Source organism: Sphingomonas sp. Y38-1Y (assembly GCF_032391395.1).
Taxonomy (GTDB): domain Bacteria; phylum Pseudomonadota; class Alphaproteobacteria; order Sphingomonadales; family Sphingomonadaceae; genus Sphingomonas.
In genome coordinates this window covers 443,100-463,530 of the sequence record NZ_CP135916.1, presented here as the reverse complement: position 1 = coordinate 463,530, position 20,431 = coordinate 443,100, and the positions used below count along the sequence as shown (strand labels likewise).

Sequence of the window (20,431 nt, the reverse complement as noted above, 5' to 3'; positions counted from 1 at the left end):
TCTCCCGAAGCGACCTTCTGAGAAGGCACGGGTACGATGCGCCAGCGGTTCATCATAATGATTGCTGCCTGGGCGCTGGGGGCTTCGTCGACTACTGCACAGACGCCGTCAGAGCAAAAGCAGAATGGCGACGCCATCGTCGTCGAGGCCGATCCCGAGGGCGACCTGAAGCTCGAACAATCGATCCGCACCGGCTTCAGCACGGAGAACTACAAGCCCGACCAAACAGGCCGAGCGTTCGAGCAGTCGGAGCGGGCGGCGCGTTGCGCCGCATCGGCTACAATGATCAGTCCCACCCTTTTGAGCGGTGTCGTCGACGGCGTTTTCAACTCCGCGGCTCATGATCGGCAACAGGATCAGCTGTTCGTCCAAACGTCGACCTGCGGGATCGGCAGTTCCGCCTTTCGCCGCAACATCACGACTCCGGGAAGCGGATCGTCGACGACGGAGGGAGGGGTTCTACTACGCGGTGCGGTCCTGATCGCCGTGTTGCAACGCTACGCGCCGGACCTTCGGCTAGACGCCAAGACCCTGCACGAGCCCGCCGTCGTCCGACGCTTCGTCGCGCGGGAAGAGCCCCGGGCGAAGCTGCGCATCCCGATGGATCTTCGATATTTCAAGGTGACGACCTGCCTGGTGCAGCAACAGCCAGAGGCGGCAATCGCGATCGTCTATGGGGAAGTTGGCGCGCCCGACCGTCGAATGCGGATCGCGCGATTGATCGATCGCGCTCGCGGATGCGTCGGTGGTGCCAAGCGGGTCGGCTTCGACCCCATCCAGTTCCGCGTATACCTTGCCGACTCGCTGTATCGCTGGACCGTTGCGGCCAAAGCGGTCGAAACGCTCGTCCCGATTGCCAGCGGCGGCAACCTGGCCGCTAGATAAAGGACGCCGCCCCGGCGTGCGCCGGGGCGGCTGCTGCCATCACCCGATCTTCTGACCGGTCTTGGCCCAGTCGGCCATGAAGCCTTCGATGCCCTTGTCGGTCAGCGGGTGCTTCACCAGTTGCTTGATGACGGCCGGCGGCGCGGTCATCACGTCGGCGCCGATCTTGGCCGCTTCCAGCACATGGATCGGGTGGCGGACGCTCGCCACCAGGATCTCGGTGTCGAAGGCGTAATTGTCGTAGATCTGGCGGATGTCGGCGATCAGCTGCATGCCGTCGAATCCGACGTCGTCGTGCCGGCCGACGAAGGGCGAGATGAAGGTCGCGCCCGCCTTGGCCGCGAGCAGCGCCTGGTTCGCCGAGAAGCACAGCGTCACGTTGACCATCGTGCCGTCGTCGGTCAGCGCCTTGCACGTCTTGAGGCCGTCGATCGTCAGCGGCACCTTGATCGTGACGTTGTCGGCGATCTTCCGGAGGATCTCCGCCTCGCGCATCATCTCGGCATGGTCGAGCGCGACCACCTCGGCCGAGACCGGGCCGTCGACCAGCGCGCAGATCTCGCGCGTGACTTCGATGAAGTCGCGACCCGCCTTGGCGATCAGCGACGGGTTGGTGGTGACGCCGTCGAGCAGACCGGCCTCGGCCAGCTCGCGAATGTCATCGACGTTAGCGGTATCAGCGAAGAACTTCATCGGCGCGCCTCGATCGTTGGGAAGGTTGCCCGCGCCTCTACAGGCTGGCCCCGCCCGCGCATAGCGCGAACATTTTGCGCGGGAAGCCTCACGCGGCGTTAACCTCTCGGCTGTAGCGATTGAGGCATGAGCCCTGCCCCCGCGACCCCCTTCTTCGACGAAGCGCGCCGCATCGAGGTGCTGCACGCGCTCGGCCTGATCGGCGCGGCGCCCGAGGCCGAGTTCGAGGCGTTGAGCGAGCTTGCCGCGCGGTTGATCGGCGCGCCGATGGCGGCGATCACGCTGATCGACGAGCGCGACCAGCACATCCTGGCGAGCTTCAACGTCGACGCGCCGTCCTTGCCGCGCGGCGAGAGCTTCTGCGACCAGACGATTCGCCAGCCCGACCTGATGGTCGTTCCCGATGCGCAGCTGGATGCGCGGTTCGCGGGCAGCGTGCTGGTGCGCGAGGCGCCGCATCTGCGCTTCTATGCCGGCGTGCCGATCGTCGCGCAGGCGGCGTGCGGACGCGCCGCGGTGGGTGCGCTGTGCGTGCTCGACCAGTGCCCCCGCGACCTGACCGAGGACCAGCGCGCCGCGCTGACCCGACTCGCCAAGCTGGCCGAGGCGCTGATCGACGCGCGCGGCGCGGCGCGCGAAGCGCTCGCGCTGGCGCAGCGGACGCACGAGCAGGCGACGATCCTCGCGCGGCACGACCGCGTGTTCCGCCAGGCCGAGCGGATGGCGATGATCGGATCGTGGCGGTTCGATCCGGCGACCGAGGCGCTTGAATGGTCGGATGGCGTCCGGCGCATCCATGACGTGCCCGAAGACTTCGAACCCAATCTTGCCAGCGCACTCGATTATTATCCGGCGTCCGCTCGCGCGATCGTCAGTTCGGCGCTGGCACATTCGATCGAAACGGGCGAGCCCTTCGACTTCGAAGTCGATTTCGACACGGCCAGCGGCCGCCGCTTGCGCGTGCGCGGCCTGGGCGAGGTGGACCGCGAGGGCGAGCGCACCGTCGAGGTGACCGGCGTGTTCCAGGACGTGACCGCCCGCTACCTCCTCGAACAGGATCTGCGCCGCAGCGCGCATGTCGATGCGCTGACCGGCATCGCCAATCGCGCCGCGTTCGACCAGCGGCTGGAAACCGCGATCACCCGCGCGGTGCAGGACGGCAGCGCGCTGACGTTGGCCTTGATCGATCTGGACGGGTTCAAGGCGGTCAACGACACGCATGGCCACATGGCCGGCGACGACGTGCTGCGCGCGCACGGACGGCGGTTGCGCGGCGAGTGGCTGACCGACAGCTTTCCCGCGCGCCTTGGCGGCGACGAGTTCGCGCTGGTGCTGGAGGGCGCGGCGACGCGCGAGATGCCGGCGCGGATCGCGCGGCTCCTCGACCTGTTCGCGCGGCCGATCCCGCTCGGCGATCGCACCGTGCGCGTCGGTGGCACGATCGGCTGGGCCGCCTTCACCCGCGACATGGCGGGCGCCCGAGACCTGATCCACGCCGCCGACACCGCGCTCTACCAGGCAAAGCGCGAGCGTCGCGGCACCGCGCGCGCCGCCAATGGCTGATCCGGCAAAGTTGCGCGGACAAGTTTTGCAGTAATCGCGCACGATCCTTGCCGACGACGCCCGCGCTGCTAAGGAAGCGCGATCATGCAGCAACCCGTGCGTATCGCACCCTCGATCCTGTCCGCCGACTTCGCCCGGCTCGGCGAGGAAGTGCGCGCGATCGACACGGCGGGCGCCGACTGGATCCATGTCGACGTCATGGACGGGCATTTCGTCCCCAACCTGACGATCGGGCCGATGGTGGTGAAGGCGCTGCGCCCACATTCGGCCAAGCCGTTCGACGTCCACCTGATGATCGCACCGGTCGACGCCTATCTCGACGCCTTTGCCGAGGCGGGCGCCGACTGCATCAGCTTCCACCCGGAAGCGGGGCCGCACGCGCACCGCACCGCACAGCGGATAAAGGCGCTGGGCAAGCGCGCGGGCGTCGTCCTCAATCCCGCCACGCCGGCCAAGATGCTCGACTACCTCCTGGAGGATGTCGACCTCGTCATGGTGATGAGCGTCAATCCCGGCTTCGGCGGCCAGAAGTTCATCGAAAGCCAACTCCGCAAGATCGAGGCGGTCAGGAAGTCGATCGACAAGCTTGGCAAGCCGATCGACCTGGAGGTGGATGGCGGCATCGACCCGGGCAACGCCGCGCGCGTCATCGGTGCGGGTGCCGACGCGCTCGTCGCCGGTACTGCAGCGTTCCGCGGCGGGCCCGATCATTATGCCGCGAACATCGCCGCGCTGAGGGGCGGTTGAACGATGTGCCCCCGCTCGATCCCGGCGCCGACGGGATCGAGGAAGGCAAGCGGCTGATCCGCCAGGGCGGCGACCAGGGACTGTCGCTGTCGGAGCGCATCGCCGAGCGCTTTCACCGCCTGACCTGGCGGACGCCGATCCACACGCTGAAGCTGAAAGGGCGGCATCCGCTCAAGCTGCTGACCGTCGCCGACGATCCCTTCTTCGGCGATATCGAGCGCGGACAGGCGCTGCTGGACGGCAAGCTGATGTTCCGCGGCGAGGCACTGCCCGTCGAAGCGCTCGCCCTCGACCGCCCCGCTTTCTCCAAGGCGTATGGCGAGCATCTCCACGCCTTTGCCTGGCTGCGCGACCTGTCGAGCGTGACGACGCGTCAGGTGGGCGCGCCGATCGCCGAATCGATCATGCGCCAGTGGATCGCCGCGCACGGGGCGACGATCTCCGAGCCCGCCTGGCGCCCCGACCTGTGGGGCCGGCGAATCCTCTACTGGACGTCGCACGCGCCGCTGATCCTGTCGTCGACCGACCTCGTCTATCGCTCGAACGTGCTGCACGCGCTCGCGCGCGGCGCGCGGCACCTGGACCGCACCGCCGATAAGGCGCCAGCGGGCGCGCCGCGGATCGCCGCCTGGTGCGGCGTCGTCGCGGCGGGGCTGATGATCCCCGGCGGTGATCCGCGCCGCATCTTTGGCGAGGCGGGGCTTGCCAAGGCGCTCGCCGCATCGCTGACCGACGATGGCGGCATCGTCGGACGCTCGCCCGCCGCGCTCTATGATGCGATCCAGCTCGTGACGATGCTGCGCGGCACCTATGCCGCGCGCCGCATGGAGCTGCCCGAATTCGCGGCCGAGCGGCTGCCCCGGATGGTCGCGGCGCTGCTCGGCGTCGCCCATGCCGACAAGGCGCTGTCGAGCTGGCAGGGCGGCTGCCCGCAGGACCCCGAGCTCGTCGTCCAGACGATCGAGGCGACGGGCGTGCGCACCCGCCCGCTCCGCCAGGCGCGCGACTGGGGCTATCAGCGGATGTCGGCGGGCAACACGCTCGTCATCGTCGATGCCGCGCCGCCGCCGATCGCGCGAATGGTCGATGGTGGCTGCGCCTCGACGCTCGCCTTCGAGCTGTCGGACGGGCAGAGCCGGATCGTCGTCAATTGCGGCGGCGCACGCTCGGCCGTCGTCCAGGTGCCCGCCGCGCTTACCGAAGGGCTGCGCACGACCGCGGCGCATTCGACGTTGGTGCTGGGCGACTCGAACTCCACCGCGCTCCACGGCGACGGCACGCTGGGCAAGGGCGTGGCCGAGGTCGAGCTGTCGCGCCAGGAAAGCGAGGCGACCAGCCGGATCGAGGCGAGCCACAACGGCTATGTCCGCCGCTTCGGCCTGGTCCATCGCCGGCTGCTCGCGCTCGGCAACGACGGTCGCGACCTGCGCGGTGAGGACATGCTGCTGCCCGAGGGGCGTCGCCGGCGCCGTGACCCCGTGCCGTTCACGATCCGCTTCCACCTCGCCCCCGATGTCGAGGTCGCGCCGACCGCCGATGGCCAGGCCGCGTTCCTGCGCCTGCCCGGCCAGCTCCTCTGGCAGTTCCGCGCCAAGGGCGCCGCGCTGGCGATCGAGGAAAGCCTCTGGATCAACGCCTTTGGCCGCCCGATCGCGACGCGCCAGCTGGTGCTGTCGGGCGAAGCCGCGCCCGGCGGGGCGAGCGTGAGCTGGGCCTTCCACCGCTCGCGTTGATGCGCGGAGAACGCACCTCCAATCCCTTCCCGTCACCCCGGACTTGATCCGGGGTCCCGCTTCTTCCATTTTTTCCGCCGATCAGATGAAGAAGCGGGATCCCGGATCAAGTCCGGGATGACGGCTTACTGCATCAGCACGAGCGGAGAATGGCGGGCGTGACCCCCTTCTTCTTGCACCCACGCCGCCACCGGCTTAACCGCGCGCCCATGACCAGCATCCCCATTCGCCGCGCGCTCCTTTCGGTCTCGGACAAGACCGGCATCGTCGATCTGGGCCGCGCGCTCGCCGCCAAGGGCGTCGACCTCGTCTCGACCGGCGGCACGGCCAAGGCGCTGCGCGACGCCGGGCTCGACGTGCGCGACATTTCGGACCTGACCGGCTTTCCCGAGATGATGGACGGGCGCGTCAAGACGCTGCACCCGATGGTGCATGGCGGCCTGCTCGCGGTGCGCGACCATCCCGAGCATGCCGCCGCGATGACCGAGCATGGCATCGGCGCGATCGACCTGGTCGTCGTCAACCTCTACCCGTTCGAGGCGACCGTCGCGAAGGGCGCCGAGCGCGACGAGGTGATCGAGAATATTGACATCGGCGGCCCGTCGATGGTGCGCTCGGCGGCGAAGAACCACGCCTATGTCGCGATCGTCACCGACCCGGCCGACTATGCCCTGATCGAGGCGGGCGAAACGACGCTCGACCAGCGGCGGATGCTCGCGGCCAAGGCCTATGCCGCCACTGCCGCATACGACTCGGCGATCGCCCAGTGGTTCGCCTTCGCCGATCAGGGCGAGCGCTTCCCGGCGACGCTGCCGCTGGCCTTCACGCGCGGCGACGAGCTTCGTTATGGCGAGAACCCGCACCAGTCGGCGGCGCTCTACCTGCCGCGCGGGCCGCGTGCGAACGGCATCGCCCAGGCCGCGCAGGTGCAGGGCAAGGCGCTGAGCTACAACAACTACAACGACGCCGATGCGGCGCTGGAGCTGGTCAGCGAGTTCCGCGACGGCCCGCCCACCGTCGTCATCGTCAAGCACGCCAACCCGTGCGGCGTCGCCACCGGCGAGACGCTGATAGAGGCGTATCGCGCCGCCTTCGCCTGCGACACGGTGTCGGCGTTCGGTGGCATCGTCGCGGTCAACCGCCCGCTCGACGGCGAGACGGCGCGCGCGATCAGCGAGATCTTCACCGAGGTCGTCGCCGCGCCCGATGCCGATGAAGAGGCCAAGGCGGTGTTCGCCGCGAAGAAGAACCTGCGCCTGCTCCTGACCGGCGAACTGCCCGATCCGGCGCGCCCGGGTCTGGCGATCAAGTCGATCGCGGGCGGGCTGCTCGTCCAGTCGCGCGACGGCGGCACGCTCGCCGACCTCGACCTCAAGGTCGTGACCAAGCGCCAGCCGACCGACCGGGAGCTCGCCGACTGCCGGTTCGCGTGGACGGTGGCCAAGCACGTCAAGTCGAATGCGATCGTCTATGCCAAGGACGGCGCGACCGCGGGCGTCGGCGCGGGGCAGATGAACCGCCTTGAATCCGCCCGCATCGCCGCATGGAAGGCGCGCGACGCGGCGGAGAAGGCCGGCTGGGCGGAGCCGCGGACGATCGGTTCGGCGGTGGCGTCGGACGCCTTCTTCCCCTTCGCCGACGGGCTGCTGGCGGCGGTCGAGGCGGGCGCGACCGCGGTGATCCAGCCGGGCGGCTCGATCCGCGACGACGAGGTGATCGCAGCGGCCGACGAAGCCGGGCTGGCGATGGTGTTCACCGGGATGCGCCACTTCCGGCATTGAGGCGGTGCGCCCGGCCGCCGCGCGCACAACCGGTCCCCCTCCCGCTTGCGGGAGGGACTAGGGGAGGGCCTTCTTCTCGAGGCCGGGCGCTCGCGGCAAGACCCTCCCCCAACCCCTCCCGCAAGCGGGAGGGGGGAAGACGGACCGCCGTTGTAACCGATACCCTCCCCCGTTTGTGCTGAGCTTGTCGAAGCACGTGCCGCGAGCGGTGCCGTCCGGGACACGTCCGTCGACAAGCTCAGGACGAACGTTGAAAAGGCGGCGCTCGCCCGAAGCGAGCGCAGTGGCGCGCCCCCGTCGCAATCCCCCGCGACCGCTGCTATCTCCACCCGTATGCCGCATCTCTATCTCGTCGACGGGTCGGGTTACATCTTCCGCGCCTATCATCGCCTGCCGCCGCTCACCAACAAGCATGGGGAGCCGGTGGGCGCGGTCTATGGGTATACGACCATGCTGTGGAAGCTCGCCGACGAGCTGCACAAGGCGGATGGCCCGACTCACATGGCGGTCATCCTCGACAAGTCGTCCAAGACGTTCCGCAACGACATGTACGACCAGTACAAGGCGCACCGCCCGCCGCCGCCCGAGGACCTCGTCCCGCAATTCCCGATGATCCGCGACGCGACGCGCGCGTTCAGTCTTCCCTGCATCGAGGAGGAAGGCTGGGAAGCCGACGACCTGATCGCGAGCTACGCCAAGGCTGCCTTGGCGCAGGGCTGGCAGGTGACGATCGTCAGCTCGGACAAGGACCTGATGCAGCTGGTCGAGGACGGCAGCCTCGACCTCTACGATACGATGAACAACCGGCGCCTGGGCTCGAGCCATGTCGTCGAGAAGTTCGGCGTCGGGCCGGACAAGCTGGGCGACGTGCTCGCGCTGATGGGTGACAGCGTCGACAATGTGCCGGGCGTGCCCGGTGTCGGGCCGAAGACCGCGGCCAAGCTGATCCTGGAGCATGGCGACCTGGAAGGCGTGCTCGCCGCGGCCGAGGGCATGAAGAAGGGCAAGCTGCGCGACAATCTGATCGAGCATGCCGACATGGCGAGGTTGTCGCGCAAGCTGGTCGCGCTGTCGTGCGACGTGCCGCTGCCCGATCCGCTCGACGCGCTGGAGATGCAGGGCATCCCCGACGCCCCCTTACGCGCGTTCCTCGACCATCACGGTTTTCGCTCGCTGCTCGCCAAGCTGTCGGCCGTGGCGGATGCCCCCGTCGCGACCCCGACCGCACCGGTGCCGGAGGATGCCGACCCGCCGTGCAACCATGACGGGTACGAGACCGTCGTCGACGAAGCCGCGCTCGACCGCTGGATCCTCGCCGCGCGGCATCAGGGCTGGATGGCGATCGATACCGAGACGACGGGAACCGATCCGATGCGCGCCGAGCTGGTCGGCATTAGCATCGCGCTCCACCCCAATCTCGCCTGCTATGTGCCCATCGCGCATGGCGGCAGCGACATGTTCGCCGAAAAGCCGGTGCAGCTGCCCCGCGAGCTGGTGATCGAGCGATTGAAGCCGCTGCTGGAGGACGAAAGCGTCCTGAAGATCGGTCACAACCTCAAATACGATTACATCATGCTCGCCCGCGCCGGCATCCGCGTCGCGCCGTATGACGACACCATCGTCATGAGCTTCGACCTCGACGCCGGGCTCCACGGTCACGGCATGGACGAGCTGGCGGCGACGCACCTGTCGCACTCGTGCATCGCGTACAAGGACGTGGTCGGCACCGGCAAGAAGCAGCTCGGCTTCCACGAAGTCGATCTGAAGGCTGCCACGCGCTACGCGGCGGAGGATGCCGACGTGACGCTCCGGCTGTGGCGCCGGTTCAAGCCGCGGCTCCCCTATGAGCGTGCGACCACCGTCTATGAGCGCGTCGACCGTCCGCTGGTCCGCGTCATCGCCGAGATGGAGATGGCGGGGGTCAAGGTCGACGCGGCGACGCTCGCGCGGCTGTCCGAGGAATTTTCCGGCCAGATGGCGGCGCTGGAGACCGAGATCCACGAGCTCGCCGGCGGCCCCTTCACGATCGGTAGCCCCAAGCAACTGGGCGACGTGTTGTTCGACCGGATGGGGTTGAAGGGCGGGCGCAAGGGCAAGTCGGGCGTCTATTCGACCGACGTCAACGAGATGGAGCGGCTGGCTGCGGACGGCGTGCCGATCGCGCGCAAGGTGCTCGACTGGCGCCAGCTGTCGAAGCTCAAGTCGACCTACACCGACGCGTTGCAGGAACAGATCAACCCGGCAACCGGCCGCGTCCATACGAGCTATTCGCTGACCGGCGCGCAGACGGGACGGCTGTCCTCGACCGATCCCAATCTACAGAACATCCCGATCCGGACGGAGACGGGTCGCCAGATCCGCGACGCGTTCGTGGCGGAGCCCGGCAACGTCATCCTGGCCGCCGACTATTCGCAGATCGAGCTGCGGCTCGCCGCGCACATCGCCGACGTGCCGCAGCTGCGCGATGCGTTCGCGCGGGGGGACGACATTCACAGCATGACCGCGCAGCAGCTGTTCGGCGAGGTCAACCGCGACACCCGCGGACGGGCGAAGACGATCAACTTCGCGATTCTCTACGGCATCAGCCGCTGGGGCCTCGCCGGGCGCCTGGACGTGTCGGCGGACGAGGCGCAGGGGATGATCGACCGCTATTTCGAGCGCTTCCCCGGCATCAGCAACTATATCGTGGCGACGACCGAGTTCGTTCGCGCCAACGGGTTCACGGAAACGCTGTTCGGGCGCAAGACCCACTTCCCTCGGATCGCGTCGAAGGTGCAGCACGAGCGGCAGGGGGCCGAGCGCGCCGCGATCAACGCACCGATCCAGGGCACCTGCGCCGACATCATCAAGCGGGCGATGGCGCGGATGGGGCCGGCGCTCGCCGAGGCGGCGCTGCCGAACGTGCGCATGCTGATGCAGGTCCATGACGAACTCGTCTTCGAGCTGCCCGAGGGCGATGTTGAAGCGGCGAAGCCGGTGATCGAACGCGTGATGGCGACCGCCGCCGAGCCGCTGGTCCAACTGACGGTGCCCTTGGGGGTTGAGATCGGCGTCGGCCCAAGCTGGGGCGCGGCGCACTAGCGCATCCGTCATCCCGGCCTCGAGCCGGGATCCCGCTTCTTCTTTCCTGTCCCGGAAAACCAGAAGAAAGCGGGACCCCGGATCAGGTCCGGGGTGACGGGTCGTATTTGTGAGCAGGCCTTTCACGCCACCGTTGCGCGATTGCCTCAGCCGGTGCGCAATCGCCGCACAGGGCTTTGGCGGCGCTGCGCTTTCGCCTAGAGGCGGGCGGCCGTGACCGCGCCCGCCGCCCCCATCCCGCCCGACGCGGCCGAAGACGATATCGCGGCGCTGGCCAAGGGTGGGCGGACCAACATCATCGGCTTCGCGCTGCGGCTCGCCGCGCGGCTCCCGTTCCTGTTCATCGCCGGGCGAGTCTATGGGCCGGAGATCGTCGGGCGCTTCGCCATCGCAGTGCTGGTGGTCGAGCTGGCGGCCTTGCTCGCGACCCTGGGCCTCAAGCGCGGCCTCGCGCAGGCGCTCGCCTCGACCGACCGGCCGCATGCGCATGTCGTGTGGGACGCGCTCGCAGTCGCGCTGATCCTGTCGCTGATCGCCAGTGCGGTGCTCTTCGTCTTTCCCGAGATCATGTACCCCAACAGCGCGGTGATCGGGCTGGAGCGGCTGCTGCCGATGGTGGTGTTCGCCGTCGCCTGCTCGGACATCTCGCTCGCCGCGCTCGCCTATCGCCACAACGTCAAGGCGGCAGTGACGGCGCGCGCGGTGATCGAGCCCTGGACGATCAGCATCGCCGCGTGGCTGCTCTCCTATGTCTCGTCGCGCGACGGGCTCATCATCGCCTATGTGTTGTCGATGGCGGCGGCGCTCGCCGCCAGCATCGTGCCGTTCGTGCGCAGCTATGGCGTGCCGAGCGGCTGGCGGCCGCACCTGACGCCGATGTTCGCGCTTGCCAGAGCCAACGCGCCGCTCGCCGGTGCCGACGCGATCGAATGGGGGACGCGCAACGTCGACCGCTTCATCCTGGGCCTCGTCTTCCCGCCCGCGGCGGTCGGCATCTATTATATGGCGCAGCAGGTCGCCTCCTTGCCGCAGAAGCTGAAGACCAGCTTCGACCCCGTGCTCGGCCCCGTCATCACCCATCGCCTCGCCGAGAACGACCGGACGGCGGTGGCGGCGCAGATCCGGCAGGTCGGCTTCTGGATTATGGCGGCGCAAGCGGCGCTGGCGCTGATCGGTGGTATCCCGGCCGAGGGCGTGATGGGGGTGGTCGGCCCGGAGTTCGTCGCGGGTGCGGGCGCGCTCTGCTTCCTGCTGCTCGCCGAGGTGCTCGCGGCCAACGGCGCGGTGGCAGAGGCGGGACTGGTCTATGTCGCGCGGCACCGCAACCTGATGCTGTCGATCGCGATCATCGGCATCCAGCTCGCGCTCACCTTTGCCCTCCTGTTCCTCGCGCGATCGCTCGGCTGGCCTCAGGGCTGGGCCGCGGCGATGCCGGCGGTCGCGCTGGCGCTGTCGCTGGGGCTGGGCTCGATCCTGAAGTCGCTGCTGCTCGCCCGGCTGCTCGGCGCGCCCGTTTCGTCATGGCGCTGGCCGTGGGTCTGGGCGGTGCTCGCGACTAGCGTGGTCGGATGGGCGTTCGTCCAGTTGCCGCCCGAGCTCGAATGGGCGGAGCTGACGATCGGCATCCCGGTGATGCTGCTCGTCTATGGCTTCATCATCTGGCGCTGGGCATTCAAGCGCGAGGATCGCGCACTGTTCGAGCGGACACCCGTGGCCGAGATCGCGCCGGAACGACCGATCTAGGTCGCCGGCGCTTACTCCGCCATCAGCCGCTGCGGCGCCTCGCTGTCGTGATAGGCGACGACCCGCGCGACGACGTTCTGCATCAGCTTCTGCCGGTCCTGTGTGGGACGCGACGTCTCGCCGATCATCACCGCCACGGCATAGGCGCGGCCATCGGGCGCGGTCAGGATACCGACATCGTTGAAGCCAGCGGTCCGTCCCATCAGATCCTGGCCCGTGCCGGTCTTGTGCGCCAGCCGCCAGCCCGGCGGCACGCTCGCGCGCAGCCGCGCGTGACCGGTGCGCGAGCTTTCCATCACGCCGATGAGGTAGCTGGTCGACGCGGGCGACAAGAGCTCGCCCCGGCGAAGCTTGGTCAGCGCGTTGGCGATCGATGCGGCGGCCGCCCCGTCGATCGGGTTGGCGACATAGGAGTTGAACGCCGCCTGGCGCACGTTCGGCGGCAGCTTGGCGCGCGCCGCCTGGAACGCGCGGCCCATCGCGTAATCCTGCTTCCAGGCAAGGCCCGCGGTACGGCTTTGCAGCAGCCGCTCGCCCGGCCCGAACTTGATCGCGCCCAGCGAGTGGCGCGTGATGAACGCGTTGACCGCCGTCGGTCCGCCGACATGCCGCAACAGCCGGTCATTGGCGGTGTTGTCGCTCATCGTCATCGCGCGTCGGATCAGCTCGCGCACCGTCGTCTGATAGACGCCGTTCTTGAGCAAGGAGGCGATCGGCTGGTGGAACAGCGTCAGGTCGCTCTGCGTGATCGTCAGCGGATCGTCGAGGCTGATGCGCCCCTGGTCGATCTGGTCGAGCGCGGTCAGCGTCACCCACAGCTTGCTGACCGATTGCTGCGGCATCGGCACGTCGCCGTTCTTGGCGACCATCCAGCCGGCATCGATGCTCTTGACCGCCACGCCGACCTTGCCGCCGAAGCCGCCGACCAGGCTGTTGATGTCGGTGACGAGCGGCGTCGGCGCGGGGATCACCACCTGCGACTGCGGCGGCGCACTGCCATGGACATAGCCCGGTGGCAGGAGCTCGGTGATGCGGCCGTCCTGCTGCTGGGGTGCAGCGCCGATCAGCGCCAGCGGCGCCAGCCCGCCCAGCGTCAACGCGCGCTCAAGCACCGAAAATCGCGATAAAACCATGTCGATCCGTCAGCCCCCGGTTGGGCGAAACCATGACGCAGCCCCCCCGACCGGGGCAAGCCACCTAAGGGGCGACTGCGACGAACCTGTCTATCTGAACGACGGATCGTGAACAACGCCCGAACGTGTACGCATTTCAGGCGTTTTTGGCGGCCTTGTTGATGCTCGCATTCTCGTTCGTGCTGAGCCTGTCGAAGCACGTGCCGCGGGTGCATCGCTCTTTGACACGTCCTTCGACAGGCTCAGGACGAACGGAGTGGAGGTACGAGCGTTTCTAGGGGATCAGCACCGTGTCCTGCGGCGGCTCCACCGTCCTGGGGTAGTCGAGCGTGTAGTGCAGCCCGCGGCTCTCCTTGCGGTGGAGCGCGGATCGCACGATCAATTCGGCCGACTGGAGCAGGTTGCGCAGCTCGATCAGGTCGGGGGTGACGCGAAAATGGCCGTAATAGTCGGCGACCTCTTCCTGCATCATCTTGATGCGGTGCGCGGCACGCTCCAGCCGCTTGGTGGTGCGGACGATGCCGACATAGTTCCACATGAAGCGCCGGATTTCGGTCCAGTTCTGCTTGATGACGACTTCCTCGTCGCTGTCGGTGACGCGGCTCTCGTCCCAGGCGCGGATCGGCGGGGGCGGCGGCAGGCCGTCCCATTGTGCCGCGATGTGCGCCGCCGCCGCCTCGCCATAGACGAAGCATTCTAGGAGCGAATTGGAGGCGAGCCGATTGGCGCCGTGCAGCCCCGACTGGCTTACCTCGCCCGCGGCGTAGAGGCCGGGCAGGTCGGTGCGCCCATCCCGGTCCACGACGACCCCGCCGCACGTATAGTGCTGCGCCGGCACTACCGGGATCGGCCCGGTGGTCATGTCAATGCCGAGCCCCAGCAGCTTGGCGTGGATCGTCGGGAAATGCGCCTTCACGAAATCGGGCCCGCGATGGCTGATGTCGAGATGGACGTAATCGAGGCCGAACCGCTTGATCTCCGCATCGATCGCACGCGCCACCACGTCGCGCGGCGCCAGCTCCAGCCGGTCGGCGTCGTAATAGGGCATGAAGCGCTTGCCCGTGACGGGGTTGATGAGCCGCCCACCCTCGCCGCGCACCGCCTCGGTGATCAGGAAGTTCTTGACCTCCAGATTGTAGAGGCAGGTCGGGTGGAACTGCATGAATTCCATGTTGGAGACGCGCGCACCCGCCCGCCACGCCATCGCGATACCGTCGCCGGTCGCGCCGCGCGGCGCGGTCGAGAACAGATAGGTCCGCCCCGCCCCGCCGGTCGCAAGCACCGTTGCGCGCGCGGTGTAAAGCTCCACCTGCGCGGTTGTGCGGTTATAGGCATAGACGCCCCAGACATTGCCCGCGCCCGAATAGCGAAGCTCATGCCGGCTGGTTGCCAGGTCGACCGCGACCATGTCGGGGACGAGCGTGATGTTGGGGTGTGCCTCCGCGGCGCGCAGCAGCGCCACCTGCACGGCCCAGCCCGTCGCGTCGTCGACATGGACGATCCGACGATGGCTGTGCCCACCCTCTCGGGTCAGGTGCCAGCCTTCGCCGCCATCCTCGGCCAAGTTGAACGGCACGCCGAGCTCGGCCAGCCGCTCGATCGCGGCGGGTGCGCGCTCGACGACGAACTCGACGACGTCGCGATCGTTCAGGCCGGCGCCCGCGACCATCGTATCCTCGACATGGTTGTCGAAGGTGTCGCCGGGCTCCAGCACCGCGGCGATGCCGCCCTGCGCCCAGGCGGTCGATCCCTCGTCCAGCCGGCCCTTGGCGAGCACGGTGACGCGGAACCGGTCGGCAAGGTTGAGCGCGGCAGTGAGGCCAGCGGCGCCGGAGCCGATGACGAGCACGTCAGTGGGATGGGGATCGCTCATGCTGCCTGTCACAATTGCCTCGCCGCATCGTTGGCGCGCCGACGGCGAACGCGCAAGCGTGGCGGCGCCGCGCGCGCCAACCGATTGGCAACACTCGGCTGGTAAGGCCTCGTCAGCGAAGAGGAATCTTGCATGTACGAGATCAAGGTCGATGCGGCGCGCGGCGTCGTCGAACTGACGCTCGGCGGGATGCTGAGCGTCGAGGAAGTCGATGAGTATATCGCCGCGTTGCGCGCTGCCTTCGTCGCCAACCGCTTGAGCAGCTATGCGATGCTGATCGACGTCAGCGACTGCCCCATTCAGTCGCAGTCGACGATCGCGGAGATGCAGCGGTCGATGGGGCCCATGCCCAAGGCGCGCGCGATCGCGCTCGTCACCGGCAGCTCGCTGGCACGGATGCAGATCCGCCGGCTGTTCACGCAGGATTATGCGCGGATCGTCGGCTCGCGCGAGGAAGGCCTGGCATGGGTCGTGTCGGGGATCGAACCCGCGTCGGCAGTCAGGCCCGGCTAGATCTGCTCGATCAATCCGCGCAATCGAAGCGGGCGCGGTGGTCCTCGATCTCTTCCAGATGCTGGTGCGCCCAGGCGCCGAGCCCGTGCATCCGCTCCGCCAGCGAAACACCGAGCGGCGACAGCGCGTACTCGACCTGTGGCGGGACCGTGGGATGGACGGTACGCGTCACCATCCCGTCGCGTTCCAGCGACCGGAGCGTACGCGTCAGCATCTGCTGCGAGATGCCGCCGACCGTCCGGCGAATGTCGTTGAAGCGGCGCGGCCCGGCGCCGAGCACGCCGACGACCGGCATCATCCACTTGTCACCGACGGCGCCGGCGATGGCGGCGACACGGCGGCAGTCCGAATTGATGCCGGGATGAGCAGGCAGATTCATGTGACCTAGTCCTGAAAATATGCGTTCTTGGCCGCCGATCGTCCGAAACATAGCTGGTGCGGGCCACAAAACCAGATCGGACCCGTCATGAACATCCTCCACATCGATTCCAGCATCCAAGGCGACGCCTCCGCGAGCCGACAGCTTTCCGCCGCGATCGCCGATCGCCTGCGCCGCGGGCATCCCAATGCCGACTATCGGCACCGCGATCTGATCGAAGCGCCGACGCCGCACCTGACGCTCGACACGGTCATGGCGGGCGACAACGAACTGCTCGCCGAGTTCCTCGCCGCCGACACGGTCGTGATCGGCGCCCCGCTCTACAACTTCACCATCCCCAGCCAGCTCAAGGCGTGGTTCGACCACGTCATCGTCGCGGGACGCACGTTCCAATATGGCGCCGAGGGTCCGGTTGGCCTCGTTCCGGACAAGCGCGTGATCGTCGCGGTCGCCCGCGGCGGCGTCTATGCCGAGGGTTCGCCCTACGCCCCCTATGAACATGCCGAAACGCTGATGCGCGTGCTGCTCGGCTTCATCGGCGTCACCCGGCCCGAATTTATCGTGGCCGAGGGGCTGAAGCTGGGTGACGAGCCGCGCGCTGCCGCGCTCGCGGCGGCGTCGGCGCAGGTCGAGGCGCTCGCGACCTAGGCGGCGTTGGCGGCGCGGGTCAGGTTGAGGAAGACGTCTTCCAGATCGGCTTCCCGCGTCGTCACGTCGACGATGCCATAGCCGTCGCGCGTCACCGCGGCGAGCACCTCGCCCGCATTCGCGCGATCCTTGCGATAGGTTATGGCGAGGCTGCGCTCGCCCACCGCCTCGACCTTCTCGAAGCAGATATTGGTCGGCGCCTCGCCGATGTCGCGATCGAGGGTGACGACGACCTGCTTTTCCTGCGCCATGCCGATCAGCGCGCGCGTCGGCTCGTTGGCGATCACGCGGCCATGATTGATGATGGCGATGCGGTCGCACAGCTCCTCGGCCTCTTCCAGATAGTGCGTCGTCAGCACCACCGTCACCCCGCGCGCATTGAGGCCGCGGACATAGTCCCAGAGCTGGCGGCGAAGCTCGATATCGACGCCCGCGGTCGGCTCGTCGAGGACGATGACGGGGGGCGAATGCACCATCGCCTTGGCCACCATCAGTCGCCGCTTCATGCCCCCCGACAGCGTCCGCGAATAGGCGCCCGCCTTGTCCTCCAGCCCCATCGCGCGGAGCAGGTCCATGCTGCGGCGCTTGGCTCTCGGCACGCCATAGAAGCCGGCCTGGTTTTCCAGCGTCTCCAGGGGGGTGAAGAAGGGGTCGAAGGTGATTTCCTGATTGACGATGCCGATCGACGCCTTGGCGTTGCGCGGGTGCGCGTCGATGTCGAAGCCCCAGATCGAGGCGCTGCCGCTCGTCTTGTTCACGAGGCCCGCCAGAATGTTGATGAGCGTCGACTTGCCCGCACCATTGGGCCCGAGCAGCCCGAACACCTGCCCGCGCGGCACGTCGAAGCTCACCCCGTCGAGCGCGCGCTTGCCGCCCGAATAGGTCTTGCACAGATCGCGGATCGAGATGGCGGCTTCGGTCATGCGGGGTGAGGTAGTCGCTCTACCGCATCAAAGAAACACTTCTCGTCACCCGCTGTTGCGGAGCGCGGTCGCGATCGCGTTGATCGACAGGAGGATGCCTTCGCCGATGCGCGGATCGTCCTCGCCCGCCCGGTGGCGCTTGAGGAGTTCGATCTGGAGGAGGTTGAGCGGCTCGATATAGGGCGTGCGCAGCCGGATCGAGGTTTCGAGCACCGGACTCTTCTCGAGCAGCCGCGTCTGGCGGGTGATGGTCAGCAGGCCGTCGTGCGTCGCCTGCCAGCCATCCTTGATCCGGCCGAAGATCGTCTCGCGCGCGCCGTCGTCCTCGACAAGCTGCGCGTAGCGCGCGGCGATGCCCATGTCGGACTTGGCGAGCACCATCTCCATGTTGGCGAGCATCGCCGAGAAGAACGGCCAGGCCGACGCCATCTCGCGCAGCAGGCCCTTGTCGCCGAACGCCTCGAACGCCGCGCCGACCCCGTACCAGCCGGGCAGCATCACCCGCGCCTGTGCCCAGCTGAACACCCAGGGGATCGCGCGCAGATCCTCGATCGCGTCGGATTTCTTGCGGCTAGCCGGGCGTGAGCCGATCTTGAGCCCGGAGATCTCGGCGATCGGCGTCATCTGGCGAAAGAACTGGCGGAAGCCGTCGGTGCCGTAGACGAGGTCACGATACGCCTTGAACGCGGTCGTCGACAGCTCGTCCATCGCCGCAGTGAAGCGGGCGGCATCGTCCGCCGACAGCCGCTCGGGCTCCAGGCTGGCGAGCAGAGTCGCCGACGTCACCGCCTCCAGATTGGCCATCGCGCTCGCACGCGTGCCGTATTTGGCGGCGATCACTTCGCCCTGCTCGGTGATGCGGATGCGGCCCTGGACGGTGCCGGGCGGCTGCGCCTGGATCGCCGAGAAGGACGAACCGCCACCGCGTCCGACCGATCCGCCGCGACCGTGGAACAGCTGCATGCCGACGCCCGCCGCCTCGAACACCGGCGCCAGCGCCGCCGACCCGCGCGACAATTGCCAGGTCGAGGTCAGATAGCCGCCATCCTTGTTCGAATCCGAATAGCCGATCATCACTTCCTGATGCCCGCGCGCGGTCGCGACCGCGGCGATCTCCGGCAGCGCCAGATAGTCGCGCATGATGTCGGCGCCCGCTTCCAGATCGGCGACGGTCTCGAACAGCGGCACGACCATGATGTGCGCTTGGGGCGGATCCCCGGGCAGCCACAGCCCCGCTTCCTTGAGCATCAGATGCACTTCGAGCAGGTCGCTGACCGACTGCGCCATCGAGATGACGTACTGGGTGATACACTGCCGGCCATAGCGCGCGTGCGCCGCCGCAGCGGCGTGGACGATCGCGAGCTCGCCGGCGGTTTCCTCCGAATAGCTGGCATAGGGGCTGGCGAGCGGACGCGGGCTGGCGAGCTCGCGACGGAGCAGCGCGACGCGCGCGTCCTCGTCCAACGCGGCATAATCGTCCTCGACCCTGGCGGCCTTGAGTAGCTCGGCCACCACCCGCTCGTGGACCGCCGAGTTCTGGCGCAAGTCGAGCGTCGCGAGGTGGAAGCCGAACACCTCGACCGCGCGGATCAGCCGGCCGAGCGCGCCGCCGGTCGCGAGCGCGCCCTCGCCCGACCTCGTCAGCCCGCGGGCGATGCCGGCCAGGTCGTCACGCAGCTCGGCAGGACCGGGATAGGGTTCGCCGGCAAGCGCGCCAGGGCGCGGCGCAGGCTTGCCGACCAGTTCGCGGTGCGTGGCGGCCAGGCGCGCATAGATGCCCGACAGCGCGCGGCGATAGGGTTCGTCGGCACGACTGGCGGCATTGTCGCCGCTCGCCTCGGCCAGCCGTGCAACGTCGCCGTTGACCGCAACGATCTCGGTCGAGATCGACAGCTCGGCACCCAGCGCATGGACACCGTCCATATAGTGGATCAGCGCCGTCTCCGCCGCCCGCGCGAGCGCGCGCTCCAGCGATTCGGCGGTGACATAGGGGTTGCCGTCGCGGTCCCCGCCGATCCAGCTGCCCGCGCGCAGGAAGCCGGGGCAGCGCTGCCCCAAGGCGCGGTCCCACTTGGCATAGAGCGCCGGGATCGCCGGCAGGAACACGTCGCGCAGATAGCTGAGCGCGGTCTCGACCTCGTCGGCGACGAACAGCCGCTCGCGGCGGAGCACGCGCGTCTGCCACAGAAGCGCGACCTGGCGCAGCAGCGCCTCCTCAATGCTGTCGCCATCCTCGGTCTCGTCCAGGCCACGGTCCTTCATCGCCATCAGCTCGGCGATGCGGTTGCGGTGGTCGATCATCGACTTGCGCCGCACTTCGGTCGGATGTGCCGTCAGGACGGGGACGATCAGCGCGCCGTCCATCAGCGCGAGCACCTTGGCCTTGTCGATGCCGTGCTCGCCGAGTTTGGCGAGCGCATGCTCGACGTCGGCGCCCTCCTCCCGCGCAATCCCCTGCCGATCCTCGGCGAGGTTGGCGAGCATCGAGAACAGCATGAACCCGCGGACGAAATCGAGCGTCTCGTTCAGCGTCAGGCGATCGAGGCCGGGATCGATCGCGTCGGCGCCGGCGACACCGCGATGGCGGTCGACGGAAGTCGCGCGAATATACTCGATCCGCTTGAACAGCGCCTCCCCGCCATAAGCGCGGATGACGTCACCGAGCATGCGGCCGAGCAGGCGAATGTCGGGATTGTTGGCGATCGGGGGGAGCGTGGCCATGGCGCCTTGCTGCAC

At 68.3% G+C, this 20,431-nt stretch carries 15 protein-coding genes; 9 read left to right on the top strand and 6 right to left on the bottom strand.

Annotated features, from left to right (window positions below):
- Positions 1–36 precede the first annotated feature (36 nt).
- Complete coding sequence (locus RS883_RS02125; RefSeq protein WP_315762204.1) at positions 37–885, top strand: hypothetical protein; 849 nt, start codon at positions 37–39, stop codon at positions 883–885.
- Between the two features lie 39 nt (positions 886–924).
- Here RS883_RS02125 and fsa read toward each other — a convergent pair whose 3' ends face one another.
- A complete protein-coding gene (gene fsa / locus RS883_RS02120) occupies positions 925–1,578 on the bottom strand; it encodes a fructose-6-phosphate aldolase (protein WP_315762202.1) in 654 nt (217 codons plus the stop codon).
- Between the two features lie 126 nt (positions 1,579–1,704).
- Here fsa and RS883_RS02115 point away from each other — a divergent pair, with 126 nt between their 5' ends.
- From RS883_RS02115 to RS883_RS02090, 6 genes are all read left to right on the top strand, one after another.
- The gene (locus RS883_RS02115) at positions 1,705–3,141 is read left to right on the top strand and encodes a diguanylate cyclase domain-containing protein (protein WP_315762200.1); all 1,437 of its coding nucleotides are present in this window, start codon (positions 1,705–1,707) and stop codon (positions 3,139–3,141) included.
- 84 nt (positions 3,142–3,225) lie between these two features.
- Complete coding sequence (rpe, locus tag RS883_RS02110; protein ID WP_315762198.1) at positions 3,226–3,888, top strand: ribulose-phosphate 3-epimerase; 663 nt, start codon at positions 3,226–3,228, stop codon at positions 3,886–3,888.
- A complete protein-coding gene (locus tag RS883_RS02105) occupies positions 3,885–5,621 on the top strand; it encodes a heparinase II/III family protein (protein ID WP_315762196.1) in 1,737 nt (578 codons plus the stop codon). Before rpe ends, RS883_RS02105 begins: the two co-directional genes overlap by 4 nt.
- A gap of 209 nt (positions 5,622–5,830) precedes the next feature.
- Positions 5,831–7,402, top strand: a complete 1,572-nt coding sequence (purH, locus tag RS883_RS02100) for a bifunctional phosphoribosylaminoimidazolecarboxamide formyltransferase/IMP cyclohydrolase (RefSeq protein WP_315762194.1) — start codon at positions 5,831–5,833, stop codon at positions 7,400–7,402.
- Between the two features lie 333 nt (positions 7,403–7,735).
- Positions 7,736–10,483, top strand: a complete 2,748-nt coding sequence (gene polA / locus RS883_RS02095) for a DNA polymerase I (RefSeq protein ID WP_315762192.1) — start codon at positions 7,736–7,738, stop codon at positions 10,481–10,483.
- Between the two features lie 213 nt (positions 10,484–10,696).
- Positions 10,697–12,226, top strand: a complete 1,530-nt coding sequence (locus RS883_RS02090) for a lipopolysaccharide biosynthesis protein (RefSeq protein ID WP_315762190.1) — start codon at positions 10,697–10,699, stop codon at positions 12,224–12,226.
- An 11-nt stretch (positions 12,227–12,237) separates the two neighbouring features.
- On the opposite strand, the gene RS883_RS02085 is transcribed toward RS883_RS02090, so the two are convergent.
- A complete protein-coding gene (locus RS883_RS02085; protein ID WP_315762188.1) occupies positions 12,238–13,359 on the bottom strand; it encodes a serine hydrolase in 1,122 nt (373 codons plus the stop codon).
- Between the two features lie 274 nt (positions 13,360–13,633).
- Positions 13,634–15,232: an L-aspartate oxidase gene (gene nadB, locus RS883_RS02080; RefSeq protein ID WP_315762186.1), complete on the bottom strand. Its 1,599-nt coding sequence runs from the start codon at positions 15,230–15,232 to the stop codon at positions 13,634–13,636.
- A 132-nt stretch (positions 15,233–15,364) separates the two neighbouring features.
- Between nadB and RS883_RS02075 the strand changes: the two genes are divergently transcribed.
- Positions 15,365–15,745, top strand: coding sequence for a hypothetical protein (locus tag RS883_RS02075; RefSeq protein WP_315762184.1), 381 nt, complete (start codon positions 15,365–15,367; stop codon positions 15,743–15,745).
- A 10-nt stretch (positions 15,746–15,755) separates the two neighbouring features.
- Here RS883_RS02075 and RS883_RS02070 read toward each other — a convergent pair whose 3' ends face one another.
- Positions 15,756–16,124, bottom strand: coding sequence for a helix-turn-helix domain-containing protein (locus RS883_RS02070; protein ID WP_315762182.1), 369 nt, complete (start codon positions 16,122–16,124; stop codon positions 15,756–15,758).
- Positions 16,125–16,211: 87 nt separating this feature from the next.
- Here RS883_RS02070 and RS883_RS02065 point away from each other — a divergent pair, with 87 nt between their 5' ends.
- Entirely contained in the window at positions 16,212–16,772 is a 561-nt protein-coding gene (locus RS883_RS02065; RefSeq protein ID WP_315762180.1) for an FMN-dependent NADH-azoreductase, read from the top strand.
- Here the strand turns inward: RS883_RS02065 and RS883_RS02060 are convergent.
- Both RS883_RS02060 and ppc read right to left on the bottom strand, forming a co-directional pair.
- Positions 16,769–17,695 (bottom strand): ABC transporter ATP-binding protein, encoded by a 927-nt coding sequence (locus tag RS883_RS02060; RefSeq protein ID WP_315762178.1) that lies wholly within the window; start codon positions 17,693–17,695, stop codon positions 16,769–16,771. The two genes, RS883_RS02065 and RS883_RS02060, sit on opposite strands and share 4 nt — an antisense overlap.
- Positions 17,696–17,740: 45 nt before the next feature.
- Positions 17,741–20,416, bottom strand: coding sequence for a phosphoenolpyruvate carboxylase (gene ppc, locus RS883_RS02055; protein WP_315762176.1), 2,676 nt, complete (start codon positions 20,414–20,416; stop codon positions 17,741–17,743).
- Between the last annotated feature and the right edge of the window lie 15 nt (positions 20,417–20,431).

What these genes read in the sequence shown, in the direction of transcription:
- RS883_RS02125 (WP_315762204.1), top strand. Translation starts at nt 37, where the DNA reads ATGCGCCAGCGGTTCATCATAATGATTGCTGCCTGGGCGCTGGGGGCT.
- fsa (WP_315762202.1), bottom strand. Translation starts at nt 1,578, where the DNA reads ATGAAGTTCTTCGCTGATACCGCTAACGTCGATGACATTCGCGAGCTG.
- RS883_RS02115 (WP_315762200.1), top strand. Translation starts at nt 1,705, where the DNA reads ATGAGCCCTGCCCCCGCGACCCCCTTCTTCGACGAAGCGCGCCGCATC.
- rpe (WP_315762198.1), top strand. Translation starts at nt 3,226, where the DNA reads ATGCAGCAACCCGTGCGTATCGCACCCTCGATCCTGTCCGCCGACTTC.
- purH (WP_315762194.1), top strand. Translation starts at nt 5,831, where the DNA reads ATGACCAGCATCCCCATTCGCCGCGCGCTCCTTTCGGTCTCGGACAAG.
- polA (WP_315762192.1), top strand. Translation starts at nt 7,736, where the DNA reads ATGCCGCATCTCTATCTCGTCGACGGGTCGGGTTACATCTTCCGCGCC.
- RS883_RS02085 (WP_315762188.1), bottom strand. Translation starts at nt 13,359, where the DNA reads ATGGTTTTATCGCGATTTTCGGTGCTTGAGCGCGCGTTGACGCTGGGC.
- nadB (WP_315762186.1), bottom strand. Translation starts at nt 15,232, where the DNA reads ATGAGCGATCCCCATCCCACTGACGTGCTCGTCATCGGCTCCGGCGCC.
- RS883_RS02075 (WP_315762184.1), top strand. Translation starts at nt 15,365, where the DNA reads ATGTACGAGATCAAGGTCGATGCGGCGCGCGGCGTCGTCGAACTGACG.
- RS883_RS02070 (WP_315762182.1), bottom strand. Translation starts at nt 16,124, where the DNA reads ATGAATCTGCCTGCTCATCCCGGCATCAATTCGGACTGCCGCCGTGTC.
- RS883_RS02065 (WP_315762180.1), top strand. Translation starts at nt 16,212, where the DNA reads ATGAACATCCTCCACATCGATTCCAGCATCCAAGGCGACGCCTCCGCG.
- RS883_RS02060 (WP_315762178.1), bottom strand. Translation starts at nt 17,695, where the DNA reads ATGACCGAAGCCGCCATCTCGATCCGCGATCTGTGCAAGACCTATTCG.
- ppc (WP_315762176.1), bottom strand. Translation starts at nt 20,416, where the DNA reads ATGGCCACGCTCCCCCCGATCGCCAACAATCCCGACATTCGCCTGCTC.